A 19,894-nucleotide genomic window follows, 5' to 3' on the forward strand; every position below is an offset into this window, starting at 1 on the left:
GGCGCGGTCAGGCCACGCTCTGGGTTTCAATCACGGTGTTTTCGTTGCGATGGTTGAAGGTGTTGCGGCGTCTGTGCACCTCTCTCGTTCACCACATTCAGGGGCCATCAGGCCACGCTCTGGGTTTCAATCACGGTGTTTTCGTTGCGATGATTGAAGATGGCGTGGCGTCTGTCCACCCCGTCGATCACCATGTCGGCGGCCATCATCCCCATCTCCATGGCGGTGTCGGTGAAGATGTAGCGGAATGTCCCCTGACGGCCGGTCATGATGAGGTTGCCTATCGGCATCAGCGCCTTGATGGCTTCGTTGCGGCGGGCCTGATAGCCGAGATCCATCAGCGGATAGGCGTACTCGCTACGTGCTTCAAAAGTTTCATCGCCAAGCTTCTGGGTATCGACGCCGAGGCTGGCGAGATCGGCGGTGACCCGGCCGCGCAGATCAGAGAGCGGCGCCTGCCAGGTGGCATCTCCCGGGTTGCAGGGGATCTCCAGCATCACGGATGTTTGCCCCATTGGCGCCATAAAGGGGCTGCGCCGGCGCGGCTCCTGCAGGCGGGTCGCCAGAATATGGGGGTCGGAGAGGTACTGCCAGGTGTTGTCCGACAGGTTCTCCTGTTTGAGCGGCATATTGACGAAGCGTAGGGACCGGTAGTGCAGATCGCACGGCAAGCCCAGGTGCTGGCAGGTGAGCGGCAGCGGCAGGGTGGAGATCACCTGATCAAAGCGCTCGCTCTGCTCCACATTATCTTGTGACCAATAGACCCGTTCGATGCGGCCATCGGTCTGCTCGAGGCGGGTGATGGTGGCGCCGGTTTTGAGCTCAACCCCTTCGGCAACCAGCCGCTCCCCCAGGGTGGTGAAGATCTGGCCGAAGCCGTACTTGGGGTAGCGGTACTTGCGGGCATAGGTGCGCACCGAGATGCTGCCGTTGCGTCTTGGCAGCAGGCGGCGCGCCACGTCTTTGAGATCGATCAGGCTGATGCGCTGGCCGGCCCAGTCGGCGGAGAGCTGGTCCGGGTTGATGCCCCACAGCTTGCCGGTGTAGCCCTCGAAGAACTGGCGATAGAGGGTGCGACCGAAGTGGCTCTGGATCCACTCGGCAAAGCTCGCCTTGGCAAAATCGGTGGGCTTCTTGGCAAAGGGCAACAGCAGCAAGTCTTTTACCGCACCGGCCATCAGGGCGAGCGGCGCCGTCTTGAGCAGGTTGGGCAGGTTCAAGGGGTAGTCATAGGTGCGCCCGCCAAAGCGGATCACGCTCTTGCGCTCCGCGTGGAGCAGATCGTCCCCCATCAGCTCGTCGATAAAAGCGAGCAGCTCGGGGTTCTTGGTGATGAAGCGGTGGCCGCCGTAGTCGAAGCGATACTCGCCGTCGCGCCCCTTGAAGGTCTGGGTGGCGCACATGCCGCCCACCACGCTCTCCTGCTCGAACAGGGTGACCGCAAAACCGGCCTGGCGCAGGCGCCAGGCGGCCATCAGACCGGCAGGGCCGGCACCCAGTACCGCAATGTGTTGTGTGTTGTTGTCGCTCATGACTCTGTTATCCGAAAAGCTGACCAAAAGAGAAGACGTTGAAAAGGCGGCCCCGCTGAGCCGCCTTGTCATCCGCTGCTGCGCCGCGCTGGGCGATCAGCGCTGGGGACGATAGTTGCGATGCCAGACGGTGACGAAGATCACCAGGTAGCTGGCCCAGGTCAGCAACTGCAGGCCGGCTGGTGAGGCATTGTAGCCAAACAGGGCGCGCAGGAAGGTACCAAATACCCCCTGATCGTCGAGAATGTGACTGATGTTGAAGACCGGCGTCGTCCAGAAGGTGATGAGCCCGGCCGCCTGCAGCATGTTGACGGCGGACGACAGCAGCCCGGCGGCGATGATGATGATGAGCAGGCCGGTCCAGCGGAAGAAGGGGGCCAGCGCCACCTTGCGGGTGGAGCGCAGCAGCCCCCACACCAGCACCACCGACAGCAGCAGGCCGCCCAGCGCTCCCATCAGCCCCTCGTGCAGATCCACCCCTTGTCCGGAGTAGACCAGGGCCGAGAAGAACAGCACGGTTTCAAAGCCTTCGCGCATTACCGCCAGGAAGGCGAGCAGCACCAGACCAAACAGGTTGCCGCCGTCGATGGCGGCATCGATGCGCGCCGTCATGGCCCCCACCTGGGATTTGGCCTGCTTCTGCATCCAGACCGCCATGTAGGTGAGCACCAGGGTGGCGAAAATCAGGATCCCCGCCATTAGTAAATGGTTGTAGCGCTCGCTCTCGAACTGGCTCACCACCACCTGGAACAGGAAGGCGACGACGAGAGAGGCAAACAGACCCAGCCCCACCCCCAGATAGACGAATTTGTTGTAGCGGCTTGCCCCCAGCTTGGCGAGGTAGGAGAGGCAGATGCCGACCAGCAGGAAGGCTTCCAGCCCCTCGCGCAGGGTAATGAGAAAACTTGCAAACATCAGGTTTGAGGCTCCGTAGCGGGCGTGACGGGGAGAGGCGGCAAGGTGAGTTGCAGCCGATTGAGTAGCACTATGGGTGGCTCCGGGAGGCTCGGCTCGGCGGCGCGCACCGCATCATTGACCCACTTGGGATAGGTGCGGAAATTGAGTTTGATATCGGCCTTGAAGGGCCCCTTGGCATCCGCCGGCAGCGGCCAGGCTTCATCGCGCCAGCCATCGGCCGGAATGCGGGTATCTTCCAAGAGCTTGGCGTAGCGCCAGAACTTGAGCCCCATCGGCTTGCCCTCGGCATCGCCGAACACTTTTCTAAATAGCCGCGCATCGTCGGGCACGGCGCCATCCACCGGCTGGCCGCTGGCAAGCACCCGCTTGCCGCTGGCGTCGGTGACGGTCAGCTCCAACCAGAGTTCACGGAAATCGGCGACCCCGGTGGGCAGGGCGTGGCCGGCGCCGGTATTGGCGACTCTCACTACCAGCACGGGTTGGCCACTCTGGTTTTCAATGCGGGCCGAGAGGGTGGCGCTGGAGCGCAAGAGCGCCAGGCTTTCCTGCTCGAGCGTTGCACTTCTCAGCCCCACCAGCTGATGCTGGGCGCCGGTAAAGTTGTGGCGATAGAGCCGTTCTTTCACTGTGCCGTTTTCGGTGGACTGGCCCGCCACCGGCGCGCCGCCGTTGCCCGGCTCCGGATTCATGTGGCAGTCGATGCAGGTGCGCCGCTTGGCGGGATCGTCCGCCTTGGCGAAGCTGGAGTTCTCCCACTCGTCCCAGGTGTTGACGATGTTGGCGCCGGTGCCGGGGGCAAACTCGTTGTGGCACGATTTGCACAGGGCCGCGTCGCGGTAGAAATCCTTCTGGTAAGAGGCCTTGTGCATGGCGGGGCGGGCGTTGATCTGACGCTCGGCCAGCCAGTGCTGGAGGCTGCCGCCCTGGGCATCCTCGAACACATAGCTCTCGCGGTCTTTCAGATTCACGGTAAAGGCGCTGTTGCCACCGGCATCCTCGAGCCGGGTGATGCGATGGCAGAGCACGCAGCCGGTGCCTTCTTCCACCACGGGTTCGCCTTTCTGGTGTGCCGCAATGAGCGAGGCGCCACCGCGCTCAAACATGTGGGAGCCCTTGGGCAGATCCTGCTGGCCGTTCATCACCTGCTGGGGCATGTGGCAGCCCTGGCACCACTGGCCGAAGGCTTCGCCCTCGGTTTCGCGAGCCAACGCCTGCACCACCTTGTAGTAGGGGTGGGAGTTGCCCATCAGCCGGTGGTTGCTCTCGCTCCAATCCTGGAACGCCTGTTGGTGGCAGTTCTGGCAGGAGGCGGAGTTGAGCCACTCCTTGGGATGAGTGGTCGGCGCCTTGGCGGGATCCGTGCGCGGGGCATCGAGCCTGAGCCAGTTGGCAAGATAGGGGAGGTTGCCATCGGCGGTGACGAAGGCGTGTAACTCCTCCATCATCGCCTTCACCTCTGCTTGGGGCTTGGTGGGGTCGACCGGCTCGGCCCCATCGCGGGTGTCATGACCCATGCCGCCCTGGGTCTGCTGGGTCATGCGCAGGTATTCGCCGATAAAGTCCCCCGCCACCATGTTGGCGAGGTTGGCGTGGCCGTTGATGGCATTGTCGCCGCTCTGCTGGCGGTGGGCCGCCATCAGATAGCGGTTGGTGAAGTTGAAACCGTCCAGATGGCAGGAGTTGCAGCTCATCCAGTTGTCCCCCGCCATGGGGAAGCGGCTATTGGCGGCAGTGTTGCCCAGGTTGAACAACCGCTCGCCGCGCTGAAGCGGTTCAGGGCGCTGATCCGTCTCTACCAGTTTGGCGAAGTGGGGCAGATCCACGGTGACCCGGGCAAACGGGCCGCTGCCACCGGTGTTGAGGCGGGTGAGATCCTGCCCCATGACGTTGTGCACCAGGATGTGGTCGCCGTCGACAAACAAGTCGCGCGGATTCTGGCCCGGCAGGTGGCGAAGGAGCTGGGTCGCCTTGGCGCCCCCCTGGAACTTCTTGCGGCGGTGGCGGTTGCTGTTCTGCTTGCCGCTGCGCGACAGGTCGAACACCAGCAGATCCTCCGAGCCCGCCAGGGTCAGATAAACCCGCTTGCCGTCGGCGGCGAAGCGCGCCGCAAACGGATTGGAGACGATCTGGCTGCGGTTGCCGACGCTGGGCAGGTTGATCTGTAAAAAGAGCTGCTTGCGCTCGTCCACCCGCTCTTTCTCTTCATCGAGATCGATGATGGAGACGGCCGGGAAGACGGTGCTCTGAAACTGGAAGGGGTGGTCGAAGCTCCACAGCACGTGGGGCAGCCAGGCTTCGCTGCCATCGGGGGAGAGGGTGATGCCATCCAGCAGGCGCGGCAGGCCCTGCGAGTCGCTTGGGGTGTCGCTGTGGGTCTCGGCCAGGGTGATGAGCTTGGGCTTGGGCAGGGTGGTGTCGAGCAGGGAGGCACCCTTGGCACCGCTGCCCAGTTTGGCGAGATCATAGATGGCAAGCTGGCCGGTCATGGCGTGGGTGAGCAGCAGGCGATCGTCGTCGGTCAAAGCCAGCCCGCGCGGGGTTTCGGCAGTGGCCACATCCAGCTGCAGCTTGCCCGCGCTGTCATAGGCCTGCAGGCGAGCTGATTCGAACAACGTGACCCAGAACCATTTCCGCTTGGGATCGAAGATGACCCCGTAAGGGCGATGGCCGGTGGGGATCGCCTTGTCCAGGGTGAGATCATCATCCAGCAGCAGCAGGCGATCGCCGCGATAATCGCTCACCAGCAGGGTGCCATCGTCTGCGCGGGCCAACTGGCGCAGATCGCCCCCCAACTGCATCTCTTTGAGTCGCTTGCCGCTATTGCGCTCAAGCAGGGTGACCGAGCCGGCGCTCTGGTTGGCGGTAACAAGGCGCGGGGCGTTCCCCTCGTCATAGGCAATCATGGCGGTGCCCATCTCCTGGGCCGAGGCGGTCCCCAGCAGCAGGGTGGCCAACATCAGGGATAACAACAACTTCAACATAAGATCAGGTGCGCCATTTCAAGATGGTCCAGCGCCAGGCGTGGCGCAGCACCAGGGGAGTCAACGCGAGCGCGCTCAGCCAGTGGGCCCAGCTGGCAAGGTTGCCCATGCCATCGCCCGGGGTGCCGTGCAGTACCAGCAGCAGCCCGCTGGCCAGACAGACCAGCAGCAAGGCTTCGATGATGCGGCCGGTGGTGCGCAAGAAAGGCTTGCGGCTTTTGCGCAGCAGGCTGCGATGAGAGAGCCAGAAGGCGCCGAACAGCAAGGGGAACAGGGTGAGCGAGAGGGCGACGTGCAGAAACAGGTTCCAGCGCGCCAGCGACCAGAGCGGGGTCAGCGGTTCCCACAGCAGCAGGCCGGAGAAGAACATCAGATAGAGGGAGCCCTCGGCGGCCTGATGGTGATAGGCCAGCCACTGCCAGCAGTGTCGTGGTGAGAGGGAAAGGCTTGTCATAGGTGCTCCAACGCCCGGGCAGTGCAGCCCGGGGGAGCAAGTTTACAATGCAGGAAAGGTAATGAAAAGAGTTATCAATTCCGCTCTTGATGAATAAAGGCTGAATGAAAACCGGCGCTATTTGTGGTCCGCCAGCCGCTCGGTCACCGCGTAGATGAGTGCCGCGGTGGAGAAGGCGAGAAACACGATCACCGACCACTTCATCTCCACCTCGTTGCCGACCCCGTCATCCAGGAAGGCCTTGAGCACTTCAATCCCGGCAATGGTGACCAGGGAGTTGATGACGATGAGCTTGAGGGAGGCGAAGTTGATCTTGCTGAGCCAGTTGTTGCCGAGCGCCTCGCGCTGCTCCTGGGTCTGGATGAACTGCACATAGCCGCAGATGGAGACCAGTATCAGCATCTGGGCCACCAGCACGAAGTCCACCAGGGTGAGCACGCCGGTGATGAGATCCATGTAGTGAATGCCCACGATGTCGATGCACAGGGCATAAAGCAGCATGGCGAATTTCACCATCAGCAGGGCCACGCAGACCAGAATGCAGACATAGAAGGGGAACATCATCAACCGGCTGCCATTGAGCATGAAGTTGAAACGGCGCATGAAAACTCCTGAAGAGGGTGAGGTTGCGCTGATTATGGCGCGGATCCGCCATCGAGGGCATCCCTGTTTGCGCACAGAGGGCTGATGGCGGCAGAGCAAGCGGAAACGAAAAAAGCCCAGCCATAAGGCTGGGCTTTATAATTTGGCTCCCTCGACAGGACTTGAACCTGTGACATACGGATTAACAGTCCGCCGTTCTACCGACTGAACTACGAGGGAATTGGCTCCTCCTACTGGACTTGAACCAGTGACATACGGATTAACAGTCCGCCGTTCTACCGACTGAACTAAGGAGGAATTGCCTGTCTCGTCGAGACGGTGCGGATATTAATGGCCCATCCGCCGGGTGTCAACCCGCGATCCGCTGCAAAAAGGGTATTTTGGCCCGTTTGCCCAAAACTTGGCCGTTGCGGACTATTTTCAGCACAATCAGCAGCTTGGCGTTGGCCCCTTGGGCTGAGTGAGACGGCTCAGTGGCATGAAGAGGGGATGGATGAGGATATGTCGATGCCCGGGATGGCATGGTGCGGGATAGGCAGCTGTCTTAGGGCCGAGCAATGGCAGATACAACAGAGGGGAGAGACAGGGCATGCATAAGGGCGGAATAAATTGGTTAGCAGGCGAAGTGAGAGTGCTGCGTAATGGTGAGAAAAGTGGCCGATATGCTGACAATAAACGGTAATTCTGCGTGGTAACGGTCATTCATTGATCCCGCCCATCGAAATATTTCATCGGCTGGGGTATGGTTGGCCAGGATACCATCGCCGTGTCGACAGCTCTGCCGGCCCTTGATGATGATCGGGCGCCGGTTCAATCCGGCCTTTATCTCCCTCTTCTGGTATTACGAATACATGCACAACCAAGCACCTTTGCAAAGCGTGAAGCTGGCCATTGCTTTACGCCAATCCTGTATTGACGAACCCTACAGCGTTCCCCGCTTCGGCCGCGACCTGATCGCCGGCATCACGGTCGGCATCATCGCCATTCCGCTGGCCATGGCGCTGGCCATCGCCAGTGGCGTGCCGCCGCAGCACGGTCTTTATACCGCCATCATCGCCGGTATCGTCATCGCCGTGACCGGTGGCTCCCGCTTCTCCATTTCGGGGCCGACCGCCGCCTTCGTGGTGATCCTCTATCCGGTGGCCCAGCAGTTCGGTGTGGGCGGCCTGTTGATGGCGACCCTGATCTCGGGCTTCTTTCTGGTGGCCATGGGGGTGGCCCGGCTCGGACGTCTCATCGAGTACATTCCGCCTTCGGTGACCCTGGGCTTCACCGGTGGTATCGCCATCGTGATCGCAACCCTGCAGATCAAGGACTTCTTCGGTCTGCACGTGCCCGAGATGCCGGAAACCTACATCGGCAAGGTCGAGGCGCTGGCTCATGCCCTGCCCAGCTGGCAGTGGGGGGATACCCTGGTCGGGATTGCGACCCTGGCGGTGCTGTTGCTCTGGCCGCGCCTGCGGCTGCCGGTGCCCGGCCACCTGCCCGCCGTGCTGGTGGGGGTGGGCCTTGGCTTTGGCCTGCATCAGTTCGGGGTGGACGTCGCCACCATCGGCAGCAAGTTCAGCTATACCCTGGCCGACGGCAGTCAGGGCATGGGGATCCCGCCCATCGCGCCGACTCTGGTGATGCCCTGGGCCCTGCCGGGGCCGGATGGCTCGCCGGTGGAGTGGAACCTGGCTGCCATCGAGCGCCTGTTGCCCGCCGCCTTCTCCATGGCGATGCTGGGGGCCATCGAATCCTTGCTCTGCGCCGTGGTGCTGGACGGCATGACAGGTCGCAAGCACAGCTCCAACGCCGAGCTGGTGGGGCAGGGGCTTGGCAACATAGTCGCCCCCTTCTTCGGCGGCATCACCGCCACCGCCGCCATTGCCCGCTCCGCCGCCAACGTGCGGGCCGGGGCTACTTCTCCCATCTCCGGCATCGTGCATGCGCTGGTGGTGCTGGCGGCCATCCTGGTGCTGGCGCCCTGGCTCTCCTGGCTGCCGCTCTCGGCCATGGCGGCCCTGCTGCTCATCGTCGCCTGGAACATGAGCGAGGCGCACAAGGTGGTGGAGCTGATCCGGCGTGCACCAAAATCCGACGTGCTGGTGCTGCTGGTCTGTCTGTCGCTGACCGTCATCTTCGACATGGTCATCGCCATCACCTTCGGGGTGATCCTCGCCTCCCTGCTGTTCATGCGCGAGATTGCCAAGATGACCAAGCTGCACGATCTGGCGGATCACAAGCGCTATGCCCATGAGGTGCCGGAGCAGGCGCTGCTCTACAAGATCAACGGCCCGCTGTTCTTTGCCGCTGCCGAGCGGGTGTTCGGCGAGCTGGTAGCCCAGGTCAAGGGCCACAAGCTGCTGGTGTTGCAGATGGAGGCGGTCTCCATCCTGGACGCGGGCGGGCTCTCCGCCTTCCTGCAGTTTGAAAAGCAGATGGCCAAGGCGGGAGTGCAACTGCGGGTCGCCGAGTTGCAGTTCCAGCCGCTCAAGACCCTGGCGCGCGCCAAGGTGCGCCCGGTGCCCGGTCAGCTGGAGTTTTACGGCTCGCTGGAAGAGGCGCTCAAAGGCGAGCACTTGCACGAAGCGACTGGAAATTGATGGAAAGGGATACGAAATGGCATGTTTTTAGTCACTTGGTTCGGATAATGAGCAAACGAACGCAAAAAGTGAAAAATTGCATTGACCGCATGCCGTCGTATCCCGTACATTACGCCCCGTTCCAGCGCAACAGCGCAGCGAACATCGTGCTGGCTGAGCACGTTAAACAGCAGACCAAAATTTGGTGAGGTGTCCGAGTGGCTGAAGGAGCACGCCTGGAAAGTGTGTATACGGCAACGTATCGAGGGTTCGAATCCCTCCCTCACCGCCAAATAAAGTAAAAGGGCCTGTCTTTCGACAGGCCCTTTTACTTTATCCGGTGACGGGCGGCTCGGTTCGAGCCCTGGTTCGACAGGTGGGCAGGATAGCCCATCTGGACGGCCAGAGGCTCGCCCGCAGGGCGAGCGCCAGGGATGGCGCGAGTCAATCCCGACCCATCGCCCATATTGAAGAACCGACCTGATGGTCGGTTTTTTGTTTTGGGCGCAGCAATGTCCGTGCTCGCCACCAATTGGCAAAGGCCCCGTCGCAAGACGGGGCCTTTTTGTTTATCAGGAGGCGTGTTTACCAGGATACGGCTTGTCACCTCGCAGCGACCAGCCTCAGCCGTGTGGCTCCATCACCGTCATGGTAAAGCGCAGCACGCTGTCGCCTGCGTTGCGATAGGCATGGGGCCGGTCGGTGCGGGCCACCGCAGAGCAGCCCTGAGTGACGGCAAGCTCGCTCGCTCCCAGCTGCAGTTGCAGGGTGCCCTGCTCGACGTGAAACAGCTCCACCGTGCCGGGCGGGTGGCCGTCAGAGTCAAACTGCTCGCCGGGGTACAGTTGCCAATGCCACAGCTCGATCATGTCCGGTCCCCGGGTACCGGCCAGCAGGCGGGCCGAGCCGCCGAGCGGGCCCTGCCACAGGGTCGGGATGGCTTGCGGCTCGATCAGGTGCACCGTCGGGGTGCTGGCTACGTCGACGATATCGGCAACCGATACCCCGAGCGCGGCGGCCAGCTTGCACAGGATGGCGATGCTGGGGTTGGCCGCCCCCTTTTCGATTTCGACCAGCATCCCCTTGCTCACCCCGGCCCGGCGCGACAGCTCATCGAGCGACAGTCGGCCCTGTTGTCTGTACTCCTTGAGCCGGCGGGAGACGGCGGCAGTGACATGCCCCACATCGGCGCCGGCATCGGTCGTTATATTGACTCTCTTGGTCATCGGTCATTATCATGAAATAAAATAGTCGATATAAGGATGTTCCATGAGATCGGTACAACCGTCAATCGATCCCGCGCTGGCGACGCTGGCCCCGGGATTTCGGGCTATCAGCATTACCCTGCAGACCGACGATATCGTCAATCCTGCCATCGCCGCGGAGGCGCTGGCGCAGGCCTGCCTGCGGGTTCTGCACGACCCCGCACCCTGGACCGAGGCGCATCTGGCCGCCTGGGCCGAGGTATTCAAGGGGTTTGGCGCCAAGCCCCAGCGTACACCCTGTTCGGCGGATGCCCTGCGCAAGCGGGTGCTGCGTGATGGCGCCCTGCCGAGCATCGATCCCGTGGTGGATCTCTACAACGCCATCAGCCTCGCCTACGCCCTTCCGGTCGGCGGGGAAAACCTGGCCGCCTATGTCGGGACGCCCCGTCTGGTCATTGCCGATGGCAGCGAAGCCTTTGACACCATGAAAGAGGGAGCGCCGGCGCAGGAGTGCCCGGAGGCGGGCGAGGTGATCTGGCGCGACGATCAGGGTGTTACCTGCCGGCGCTGGAACTGGCGTCAGGGGGTGAGAACGCGCCTGGATAGCGATGCCAGACAGATGTGGTTCATTCTGGAGAGCCTGCCCGAGATGCCGCTGGCGGCGTTGCAGGAGGCCGCTGCCAGGCTGGTGGACGGGCTGCGGCGCATGATGCCTGACGCCCGCATCGAGCAGAGCCTGGTCGGCTTCGATCTTCCTTGAACCGGGCAGCAGGGGAGCCCTTCATCCCAACGCTGGGAGGAAGGGCGCCCCCGCCGTGGTATTGCTGCTCCCGCCATGAGGAGCGGCCAACTTATTGCCTGATGACGGCATAACAGGGCCCACATTGCAGGCCCGTACCCGCTTGCTCAGGCCAGCTTCAACATCGGCATCTGGTCGCGCTTGTCACAGTGCCTGAGATGGACCCGGCTGGTCAGGCGGGTCAGCAGCTCGTAGGGGATGGTGCCTATCTTTTCGGCCACCTGTTCCACCGGCAGCCCTTCCCCCCACAGCGTTACTTCGTCTCCTACCTTGTCGCGGGCCGCCGGCCCCAGATCGACGGTGATCATGTCCATGGAAACCCGACCCACGATGGGTACCCGGCGGCCATTGATCAGCATGGGGGTCCCTTGGGGCGCCATGCGCGGGTAACCATCCCCGTAGCCCGCCGCCACCACGCCGAGGGTGGTATTGCGATCCGCCACCCAGTGTCCCCCATAGCCGACCGCCTCGCCCTGCGCGCAGGCGCGGGTGGCAATGAGCTGGCTCTTGAGGGTCATGACCGGGCGCAGGTCATGGTCGGTGGCGAGCTGACCGGCAAACGGGGAGGCGCCGTAGAGCATGAGGCCAGGCCGGATCCAGTCGCTGCGCGATGCCGGCCAGGCGAGGATGCCGGCGGAGTTGGCCATGGCCCGCTCGCCCGGCAGATGAGCAGAGAGGCGGTTGAACTCCTCGATCTGCAACTGAGTGGCCTGGGTATCCTGCTCATCGGACTGGCTGAAGTGCGTCATCAGATGGAACGGCTGCACCACGTTGCGACAATGGCTCAGCCGCTCGATGAAGGCGGGCAGCTCCTCGGCGCGCAGCCCGAGTCGGTTCATCCCGGTATCGAGCTTGAGCCACACCTTGATGGGGGCGGGCAGACTGGCCTGCTCGAGCAGTGCCAGCTGCTCCCAGGTATGCAAGGTGGTTTGCAGTTCGTGTTTCACCAGCAGCGGCAGTGCTTCGGCACTGAAGAAGCCTCCCAGCACCAGAATGGGCTTGGTGATGGCGTTGGCGCGCAGCACCAGCGCCTCCTCGACCCTGGCCACCGCATAGGCATCGGCCTGGGCGAGTGCATGGGCCACCGGCAGCAGCCCGTGGCCATAGGCATTGGCCTTGAGTACCGCGATGATCTTGCTGTGGGGGGCATGGCGGCGCACCACGGCGAAATTGTGCTGGAGTGCATCGATATCGATGCTGGCCGTAACTGTGTTCATCATGGGGTCGGGTGTCTGCTCGATGAGAAGTTGGCTGCTGGTTTCAATCCTGATCCGGTGATCCTGGCTGCCACGACGAGCAAACGGGGGGTCACTGAATCATGTTGTTTTATATGCTTTAAAATGTAAAAAGATGTTATCAGTTGTTTTTTGGTTGGTAAATTATGTGGCGAATGGGAATATGAAAATGCGCAAAATACGGGATATTCCTCTGTATAAATTTGCCTGCCAACGCTTTCTCTGGCTCCCTATGACCCAGTATTTATCACTGGTTTTGTCCCTCCAAACGGGAGGGGCATGAGGCTGTTTTGGGCTGTTTCTGATGGATGGTTGAGCGGATACCGCTCTGATGTCGGCATTCCTGCGTCGGACCGTCGTGAGCCCGTGGCAAGGAGGCGGGGTAAAGATGGGAGCTTGATGGCAGGATAAGGAAGAGGGACCCGCCAGGCCCATGGCCGGGCGGGTCTCGGCGTTTTTATTAGACCTTGAAGAACCCGATGCCCTGATTGAGCTGCTGGATGATGGTGGTCAGCTGGGAGGCGTCGTGATTGACGCTTTCGGCGGCGGAGACGTTTTCCAGCGACATCTGGGTGATCTCTTCCACGGACTGGGCGATGAGCTGGCTGGCGGCAGCCTGCTCGTGGAGCATGGAGCTTATCTCCTGGATCAGCTCCACCACCTTGCGGGAGCTCTGATCCACCTGGGCCATGGTTTCGCTGGATCCCTCGGTGGTCTCCCGCACCGTGCTCATGCTGTCGGAGCAGGCGTTCATCCCCTTGACCGCGCTGGTGGCCCCCTGCTGGATGGAGGTGAGCATCTCGTTGATCTCCTGGGTGGCCTGGGTAGTGCGTGCCGCCAGGGTCCGCACCTCGTCGGCCACCACGGCGAAGCCACGGCCCATGTCGCCGGCCCGGGCCGCTTCGATGGCGGCGTTGAGCGCCAGCAGGTTGGTCTGATCCGCGACCCCTTGGATCATCACCGAGATCTGGCTGATGCGGGTGATGTCGTCAAACAGTCCCTGCACCTGCTTGGCGGAGTCGTTGACCGCCGTGGTGACTCTGAGCACCTCCTGGGAGGCGTGCTTGACCTGCTTCTCGCCGGCCTGGGCTATCTCCCCGGATTGCATCACCACGCTGTTGGCCTGATTGGCAAACGAGGAGAGCTGGGAGACAGAGGTGGTGAGCTCTTCGACCGAGGCGGCCGTGTTGGCGGTGGCGAGGGATTGCTGCTGGGAGCTGGTATTGACCTGCTCGGCCGCCGCACCCAGCTGGGAGGCGCTGGCAGTGAGGCTCTCGGCGGCATGCTGCATGGTCGAGACGATGTCGCGCAGGCTGCGGCGGGTGCTGATCATCGCCTGCTGCATGCGGGTCAGCTCGTCGTTGCCCTCGGCCTGATCCGGGGCGGTGAGTCGGCCCTGCGCCAGTTGCTGCAGATCCTGCATGATGGCGAGCAGCGGCTGGTTGATGCTGCCGCTGAGCAGCCAGCCCAGCAGCAAGGAGAGCAGCACCGAGATGGCTAGTATGGTGTAGGTAGCGGTGGTGATGTCGCTGGCAATCACGTCGCTCTCATCGAAGGCCTGTTTGCCCAGCCCTTGGTTGATGTCGACCAGCTTGCTGAGCAGATCGTCCACCACCTGAAACGTGGTGGCAGCCTCGCCTTTCATCAGCTTGATGGCGCTGTCGTTGTCGTTGGCGTAACTTGCCGCCATCGCCTTGTGCGCCGCTTCCTTGTAAAGCGGCCAGGCGCGGTCAAAGTCCGCCAGAGCCAGTTTCTCCGGTTCGCTCAGCTGGGTTGCCCGGTACTTGTCCAGCAGGGCGGCCATCTTCTGCTCGTGCAGATCCATATCCCTGGCAATCTTGTCCATGCCGCTTTGGGTCGGCTCGATGACGTAATCGAACAGCGAGCGGTTGTGATAGATGGCCTGCATGTTGGCGTTGGCAACATCCGTGATGGGGGTCAGGATGTTGAGGTACATGTCGTTGAGCATGTCATTGATGGTGTTGGTGTTCTGCTTGCCGTAGAGCCCGACCCCGATCAGGATGAGATTCAGCAACAGGAAGGAGACGATAAGCCGCGTCTTGATGGAGAGCTGGCGAAGTAGGTTGTTCATGGTAGCCTCATGCTTGTTTCAAGCGTCCATGCAGCGATGTCGATACTGCCGGTGTTGTTGTTATCCCGCCCTCTCAGAGCGGGGTTCCTCAATAGCGCAAAGGGACACGATTCAGGTCGCCCTGGCCTGCCATTCGGCAAACCATTTTTCAATCTGATCGACCGGCAGCGGTCGGCTGATGTAATAGCCTTGCGCCAGCTCGCAGCCAAGCAGTGCCAGTTGCTTCCAGTCCTCTTCGGTCTCCACTCCCTCGGCGACCGTCTTGAGGTTGAGCTTCTGGCTCATGACGATCGCTGAGGTCAATATAGCCAGCTTCTTGGGGCTGCTATGGGCGTCGTGCACGAATTCCTTGTCAATCTTGATCTCGGTGAAAGGACAGCGAGATAGCTGCTTCATGGAGGAGTAGCCGGTGCCATAATCATCCATTGCGATGCCGAATCCCCGCAGTCTCAAGCGTGCCAGGGTGCCCAGCGACATGGCGAGGTTGGACATGAAGGTGGTCTCGGTGACTTCGATGATGATGGCGCTGCAGGGCAGTTGATGGGCCTGCACGATGGCAATCATGTTCTCGACCAGCTTGTCCGTCAGCAGCAGGCTGACCGGCATGTTGATGGAGCAGGTGGGGTGCTCGGACAGTGCGCCCAGGGTGGTGAGCGCCTCGCAGGTGGCGTGCAGAAACTGGTAGAAGAAATCGAGCGCCAGCTGCCCCTCTTCCAGGTGATGAACGAAGCAGATGGGGGGGATGACCCCGTGCTCGGGATGGATCCAGCGCACCAGTGCCTCGAAGCCGTAGAGACTGGCGTCCGCCATCAGCACCTTGGGCTGCAGGAAGGGGATCAGCTGGCGGTTGTCCAGCGCCTGCTGTACATCCTCGGCGGTGAAGGTGAGCTGCATCCACTTCTTGTTTTCCCGGTGTGCCAGCGGATCGCAATGCTGCAGCATGTTGCGCAGATCGCTTTGTCGCAGCGGCTTTGACAGCACGCCGATCACCTCCAGGGTGCTGGCATCGGCGATGGCGTGGATCACGTCCAGCACGTCCCGCTCCACCCCGCTCATCACGGCCACGAACATCCGGTAGTGGGTGTTCTTCTCCAGGTTGCTGATGAGCTCGACTCCGTCCATGCCGGGCATGTTGAGGTCGGTCAGCAGCAGATCGATGCGCTCGAGCTGCTGCAGCTTGTTCAGGGCATCCTGGCCATCATGGGCAACGTGGATCTGGCCGAACCCCAGCTCCTGCAGCAGACAGGTCACTTCGTACTGCTGGGTGCGGGAGTCATCCACCACCATGGCACTGCGGCCTTGCCATTTTTCCAATGACATAATTACACGCCTCGTAGATCCGGACGGCTGAGCGTCTGGGTAATGTGGGTGAGGGACATGACTTCATCCACTCCGCCGTGGGCTATGGCCTCTTTGGGCATGCCGAACACCACGCAACTGGCTTCATCCTGGGCAATGGTGCGAGCGCCCGTGTCGTGCAGCTCCCGCATGCCGCGGGCGCCGTCATCCCCCATGCCGGTCATGATGACGCCGAGGGCGTTGCGCCCCGCACTCACCGCCACCGAGCGAAACAGCACGTCCACCGAGGGGCAGTGACGGGAGACCGGCGGCCCCTCTTTGACTTCCGCCAGATACTGGGTGCCACTGCGCTGGATCAGCAGGTGCTTGCCCCCCGGTGCTATGATGGCGACCCCGGGCAGCAGGCGATCGCCGGTCTCGGCCTCTTTCACCTCCAGCTGGGAGAGGCCGTTGAGCCGCTCGGCAAAGGAGGCGGTGAAGCGGGCCGGCATGTGCTGGACGATGGCGATCCCCGGGCAGGTGGCGGGCAGGCGGGAGAGCAGGTACTCCAGCGCCTGGGTGCCACCGGTGGAGGTGCCGAGCGCAACTATCTTCTCGGTGGTGCGAAAGGAGATCCGCTCCGCCGGCGGGGAGAGCACCTCGTCGGCATTACGCCTCGGGGTGACCGGCAGCGGGGCGGCACCTGGCAGCAGATTGCGCAGCTTGGCGCCGACGGCGCCCCGGATCTCCTGGATGAAGTCGTTGGCGGACTGCTGCAGGAAGCTCTTGATGCCGACGCTGGGCTTGGTGACGATGGAGATGGCCCCCGCCGACATCGCCTCCAGGGTGATCATGGCTCCCTCTTCGGTGAGGGAGGAGCAGATGATGACCGGGGTGGGGTGCTCGGCCATGATCTTCTTGAGGAAGGTAAGGCCGTCCATGCGCGGCATCTCGATGTCGAGAATGATGACGTCGGGCCAGCACTTCTTCATCTGCTGCATGGCGAAGATGGGATCGAAGGCGGCGCCGATCACCTCGATATCCTCCGCATTGCTCAGCATCTGGGTCAGTACCTCTCGTACCAGGGCCGAGTCGTCAACGATAAGCACGCGTATAGTCATGGCAGTTCCTTGGGCTGAAGGGGCAGGCAGCGGTAGCGGGAGGGGGCCTCCTGCACCAGCGGCAGATCCTGCTGGCGAATGATCTCGGAGTGGCCGACCAGCAGGTAGCCGTCCGGGCGCAACAGGTTGCAGAGCTGCGTCAGTACCCGGGCCTTGGTCTCCTCATTGAAGTAGATGAGCACGTTGCGCAGGAAGATGACGTCGAAGTTGCGCTCCGGATAGTCGCCGCAGGTCAGCAGGTTGAGGTTGGCAAAGGTGACCTTGCCGGCCAGCTCCGGCTTGACCCGGATCTTGCCGGCGAACTCGTCATGGCCGCGCTGAAAATAGCGCAGCCACAGATGGGGCGGCACGTGCTGGGCTCGCTCGACCGAGTAGACGGCGCGGCGGGCAAAAGGGATGACCCGGGTGTTGATGTCGGTGCCGTGGATGCTCCAGCGATCGTTGATGCCGAGCTGTTCGGCCAGCACCATGGCGGCGGAGTAGGCCTCTTCCCCGGTGGAGCAGGCGGCGGACCAGATCCGCAGCGGCTGGCGGCGAGTGGCAAGCAGTTGTTCGGCATGGTGCTTGAGCCAGCTGAAGTGCTGGGATTCGCGAAAGAAATAGGTCTCGTTGGTGGAGAGCAGGTTGATGGCGAGCTGCCGCTCGTGGGGATCGATGGACTGATTGATCCGCTCCCAGTAGGCGTGATAGCTGGAGAGGTGCAGTGCCCGCAGCCGCTTGGCGAGCCGGGATTGCACCAGCGCCCGCTTGCAGGGGGCAAGATCGATGCCGGCCGAATTCAGAATGAAGCGGCGAAACAGATCGAACTCGCTCTGGCTGAGGGTCGGGGTAAGTTCGGACGTGAAGGGGGGCGCCACCATGGTCAGCCGCCCTGTTCCGGGGAGAACTGCTGCTCGGTGGCCGCCTCGGCCATGGCGCTCAGCTCGGCGATGGAGAGGGCCCTGTGCATGTCGAGCAGGATGGCGAACTGCTGATCGATGGTGACCACCCCCTGAATGAAGTCGCCGCGGATGTGGGTGCCGAAGGTGGGAGCCGGTTCGATGGTGTCGCTGCGGATCTCCAGCACCTCGCAGACCGCATCCAGCAGCATGCCGATCTCCTGCTCCTCGCCGGTGCTGTTGGGCAGGGAGAGAATGGCAACGCAGGTGGTGGGTTGCAGCAGGGTCTGGCCCCGGCCGAAACGGATTGAGAGGTCGATCACCGGCACCACGGCGCCGCGCAGGTTGATGATGCCCCGCACGAAACGCGGCATCATGGGCACCGGGGTCATCCCCTCGAACTCGATGATCTCGCGGATGCAGCCGATGTCGATGCCGTACAGTTCGCCGCCCAGCATGAAGGTGACGCAGTGAAAGTGGGCGCTGGTGTCAGGGGCAAGCTTGTCTCTCATCGCCAGCTCCTAGTAGTTGGTGAACTTGCCATCGTCTATCTCTCGCTCCAGATCCTCTTCATGAAAGGGGTAGGGGCGGGAGAATGCCGACTTCGGCTTGCTGCGCCGGATGACATGGGCGCCGCCGTGCGGGGTATAGGGCTGGCGGGTGTTGCCGCCGCGCAGGGTGAACTGCTGCATCAGCTCCTGCAACTGCAGGGCGGTGGAGCTCAGCTCTTCCGAAGTGGAGCTCAGTTCTTCCGCCGAGGCGGCCGAGGCCTGCATGCCGTCGCTTATCTGGGTCACGGCGATGTTGATCTGGGAGACGCTGGCCCGCTGTTCGCGGGAGGCGGAGGCGATCTCCTGCACCAGGGTGGCAGTCTGATCGATGCCGGGCAGCATTTCACGCAGCAAGGATCCTGCCTGTTCGGCGACGCTGACCGAGCGCCCGGCCAGCTCGCCAATCTCCTTGGCGGCGGTCTGGGAGCGTTCGGCCAGTTTGCGCACTTCGGCGGCAACGGTGGCAAAGCCCTTGCCGTGCTCGCCGGCGCGGGCCGCCTCGATGGCGGCGTTGATGGCCAGCAGGTCAGTCTTGTTGGCGATGTCGTTGATGACGGTGATGCGCGACGCTATCTCCTTCATGGCGTGCACCATCTCACCGACCGCCTTGCCGCTTTCGGTGGCGCTGCTGGCCGCCCGGGTGGAGATGTTTTCGGTCACCTTGGCATTGTCGGCATTCTGGCTGACGGTGGCGGTCATCTCCTCGACCGAGGCACTGGTCTGTTCGACGCTGGAGGCGAGCTCGGAGGAGGTCTGGGAGAGGGCATTGGCGGTGGCGGCCACTTGCTCGGAGGCCGAGCCGATGGCTTCCGACATGGCGCCCACCTCGTTGAGGGTGTCGGAGAGGCGGTGGGCCATGCTCTTGATTGCATAGAGCAGGCTCGAGGTGTCGTCGGCCTTGAGCAGCACCGGGGTGGAGAGATCCCCCTCCGCGACCAGGGCTACCACCTGCACCGTGTAGGAGGGGTCGCCCCCCAGCTGGCGCAATATGCTGCGAGTCACCAGCAAAGCCAGGATGAGGCAGATGAGAAAGGCGGCGCTGGCGATGGCGATGAGGATCTGCAGGTTGTCCTGATAGATGTTCTGGCTCTCATCCATGGATTGGGTGGCGAGCTCGGCATTCACCTTGACCAGATCGCTCAGCAGGGCATCGGCGATGTCGAAGGCGGGGCGCCCCTTGTCACCCATCAGCCGAAAGGCGTTGCGCTCGGGCACCCCATCCTGGCCCGGTGTCTGAGCCAGCTTCAGGATCTCGCTGGCGTACTGCTTGTAAGTGGCCCAGGCCTGATCGAAGCGGGTCAGCAGGTCCACCTCCCGCTGGGTGAGATAGGTCTTGCGGTAACTGGCCAGAAAATCCCACATCCCCTTCTCGAACTTGTCGACATTGACCAACGCCTGGGCCTTGAGATCCGGGTCGACCTCACCGATGTAGCGATAGAGGGCCCGGTTCTGGTAGACCGCATAGATGTTGGCGTTGGCGATGTCCTTGATCGGCAACAGCTGGTTGGCGTGCATGTTGCTGACCAGCTGCACCATGGTCCTGGTGGAGTAGTAGCTGGTGAGCGACAGCACCACCAGCAGCACCATGAGGATGGAGAACGAGAACACCAGCTTTGTTCTGACTTGCAAGTTGTGAAACCAGTCCATGGTCTGACTCCGTCAATTCCGTTGATGTGCTTA

General features: G+C 62.4%; 15 protein-coding genes and 3 tRNA genes. 3 read left to right on the forward strand and 15 right to left on the reverse strand.

The window, feature by feature from the left end:
- Positions 1 to 107 precede the first annotated feature (107 nt).
- The 7 genes from C2U40_RS08125 to C2U40_RS08155 all read right to left on the reverse strand — a co-directional run bounded on the left by C2U40_RS08125 (position 108) and on the right by C2U40_RS08155 (position 6,785).
- Complete coding sequence (locus C2U40_RS08125; protein ID WP_181014771.1) at positions 108 to 1,532, reverse strand: FAD-dependent oxidoreductase; 1,425 nt, start codon at positions 1,530 to 1,532, stop codon at positions 108 to 110.
- 96 nt (positions 1,533 to 1,628) lie between these two features.
- Entirely contained in the window at positions 1,629 to 2,447 is an 819-nt protein-coding gene (locus C2U40_RS08130) for an FTR1 family iron permease (protein ID WP_103827545.1), read from the reverse strand.
- Positions 2,447 to 5,431, reverse strand: a complete 2,985-nt coding sequence (locus tag C2U40_RS08135) for a YncE family protein (RefSeq protein ID WP_181014772.1) — start codon at positions 5,429 to 5,431, stop codon at positions 2,447 to 2,449. The genes C2U40_RS08130 and C2U40_RS08135 overlap by 1 nt, the downstream gene beginning before the upstream one ends.
- Positions 5,432 to 5,435: 4 nt before the next feature.
- Positions 5,436 to 5,885: a hypothetical protein gene (locus C2U40_RS08140; RefSeq protein ID WP_011706365.1), complete on the reverse strand. Its 450-nt coding sequence runs from the start codon at positions 5,883 to 5,885 to the stop codon at positions 5,436 to 5,438.
- Positions 5,886 to 6,002: 117 nt separating this feature from the next.
- Entirely contained in the window at positions 6,003 to 6,488 is a 486-nt protein-coding gene (locus C2U40_RS08145; RefSeq protein ID WP_011706364.1) for a YqhA family protein, read from the reverse strand.
- 143 nt (positions 6,489 to 6,631) lie between these two features.
- Positions 6,632 to 6,707, reverse strand: a tRNA-Asn gene (locus C2U40_RS08150).
- Between the two features lie 2 nt (positions 6,708 to 6,709).
- Positions 6,710 to 6,785 (reverse strand) — tRNA-Asn (locus C2U40_RS08155).
- Positions 6,786 to 7,279: 494 nt separating this feature from the next.
- On the opposite strand from C2U40_RS08155, the gene dauA reads away from it, so the two are divergent.
- Both dauA and C2U40_RS08170 read left to right on the forward strand, forming a co-directional pair.
- A complete protein-coding gene (gene dauA / locus C2U40_RS08160; protein ID WP_175610140.1) occupies positions 7,280 to 9,076 on the forward strand; it encodes a C4-dicarboxylic acid transporter DauA in 1,797 nt (598 codons plus the stop codon).
- A 183-nt stretch (positions 9,077 to 9,259) separates the two neighbouring features.
- A tRNA-Ser gene (locus C2U40_RS08170) sits at positions 9,260 to 9,347 on the forward strand.
- Between the two features lie 331 nt (positions 9,348 to 9,678).
- On the opposite strand, the gene C2U40_RS08175 is transcribed toward C2U40_RS08170, so the two are convergent.
- Positions 9,679 to 10,281: a helix-turn-helix domain-containing protein gene (locus tag C2U40_RS08175; protein WP_103827547.1), complete on the reverse strand. Its 603-nt coding sequence runs from the start codon at positions 10,279 to 10,281 to the stop codon at positions 9,679 to 9,681.
- A gap of 43 nt (positions 10,282 to 10,324) precedes the next feature.
- Here C2U40_RS08175 and C2U40_RS08180 point away from each other — a divergent pair, with 43 nt between their 5' ends.
- Positions 10,325 to 11,020 carry a B3/B4 domain-containing protein gene (locus tag C2U40_RS08180; RefSeq protein WP_103827548.1) on the forward strand — a complete coding sequence of 232 codons (696 nt, stop codon included), beginning with the start codon at positions 10,325 to 10,327 and terminating at the stop codon, positions 11,018 to 11,020.
- 146 nt (positions 11,021 to 11,166) lie between these two features.
- Here C2U40_RS08180 and alr read toward each other — a convergent pair whose 3' ends face one another.
- The 7 genes from alr to C2U40_RS08215 all read right to left on the reverse strand — a co-directional run bounded on the left by alr (position 11,167) and on the right by C2U40_RS08215 (position 19,861).
- Positions 11,167 to 12,279 (reverse strand): alanine racemase, encoded by a 1,113-nt coding sequence (gene alr / locus C2U40_RS08185; protein WP_181014773.1) that lies wholly within the window; start codon positions 12,277 to 12,279, stop codon positions 11,167 to 11,169.
- Positions 12,280 to 12,754: 475 nt separating this feature from the next.
- Positions 12,755 to 14,386: a methyl-accepting chemotaxis protein gene (locus tag C2U40_RS08190; RefSeq protein WP_029302814.1), complete on the reverse strand. Its 1,632-nt coding sequence runs from the start codon at positions 14,384 to 14,386 to the stop codon at positions 12,755 to 12,757.
- A gap of 111 nt (positions 14,387 to 14,497) precedes the next feature.
- Complete coding sequence (locus C2U40_RS08195) at positions 14,498 to 15,706, reverse strand: EAL domain-containing response regulator (RefSeq protein WP_011706358.1); 1,209 nt, start codon at positions 15,704 to 15,706, stop codon at positions 14,498 to 14,500.
- Between the two features lie 2 nt (positions 15,707 to 15,708).
- Positions 15,709 to 16,785, reverse strand: a complete 1,077-nt coding sequence (locus C2U40_RS08200; protein WP_103827549.1) for a protein-glutamate methylesterase/protein-glutamine glutaminase — start codon at positions 16,783 to 16,785, stop codon at positions 15,709 to 15,711.
- Positions 16,782 to 17,645, reverse strand: coding sequence for a CheR family methyltransferase (locus tag C2U40_RS08205; protein WP_103827550.1), 864 nt, complete (start codon positions 17,643 to 17,645; stop codon positions 16,782 to 16,784). Before C2U40_RS08205 ends, C2U40_RS08200 begins: the two co-directional genes overlap by 4 nt.
- A 2-nt stretch (positions 17,646 to 17,647) precedes the next feature.
- Entirely contained in the window at positions 17,648 to 18,175 is a 528-nt protein-coding gene (locus C2U40_RS08210; protein ID WP_103827551.1) for a chemotaxis protein CheW, read from the reverse strand.
- 9 nt (positions 18,176 to 18,184) lie between these two features.
- Complete coding sequence (locus C2U40_RS08215; RefSeq protein WP_103827552.1) at positions 18,185 to 19,861, reverse strand: methyl-accepting chemotaxis protein; 1,677 nt, start codon at positions 19,859 to 19,861, stop codon at positions 18,185 to 18,187.
- Positions 19,862 to 19,894: the final 33 nt, after the last annotated feature.

The sequence above is a fragment of the Aeromonas sp. ASNIH4 genome (assembly GCF_002934425.1).
GTDB classification, from domain to species: domain Bacteria; phylum Pseudomonadota; class Gammaproteobacteria; order Enterobacterales; family Aeromonadaceae; genus Aeromonas; species Aeromonas hydrophila.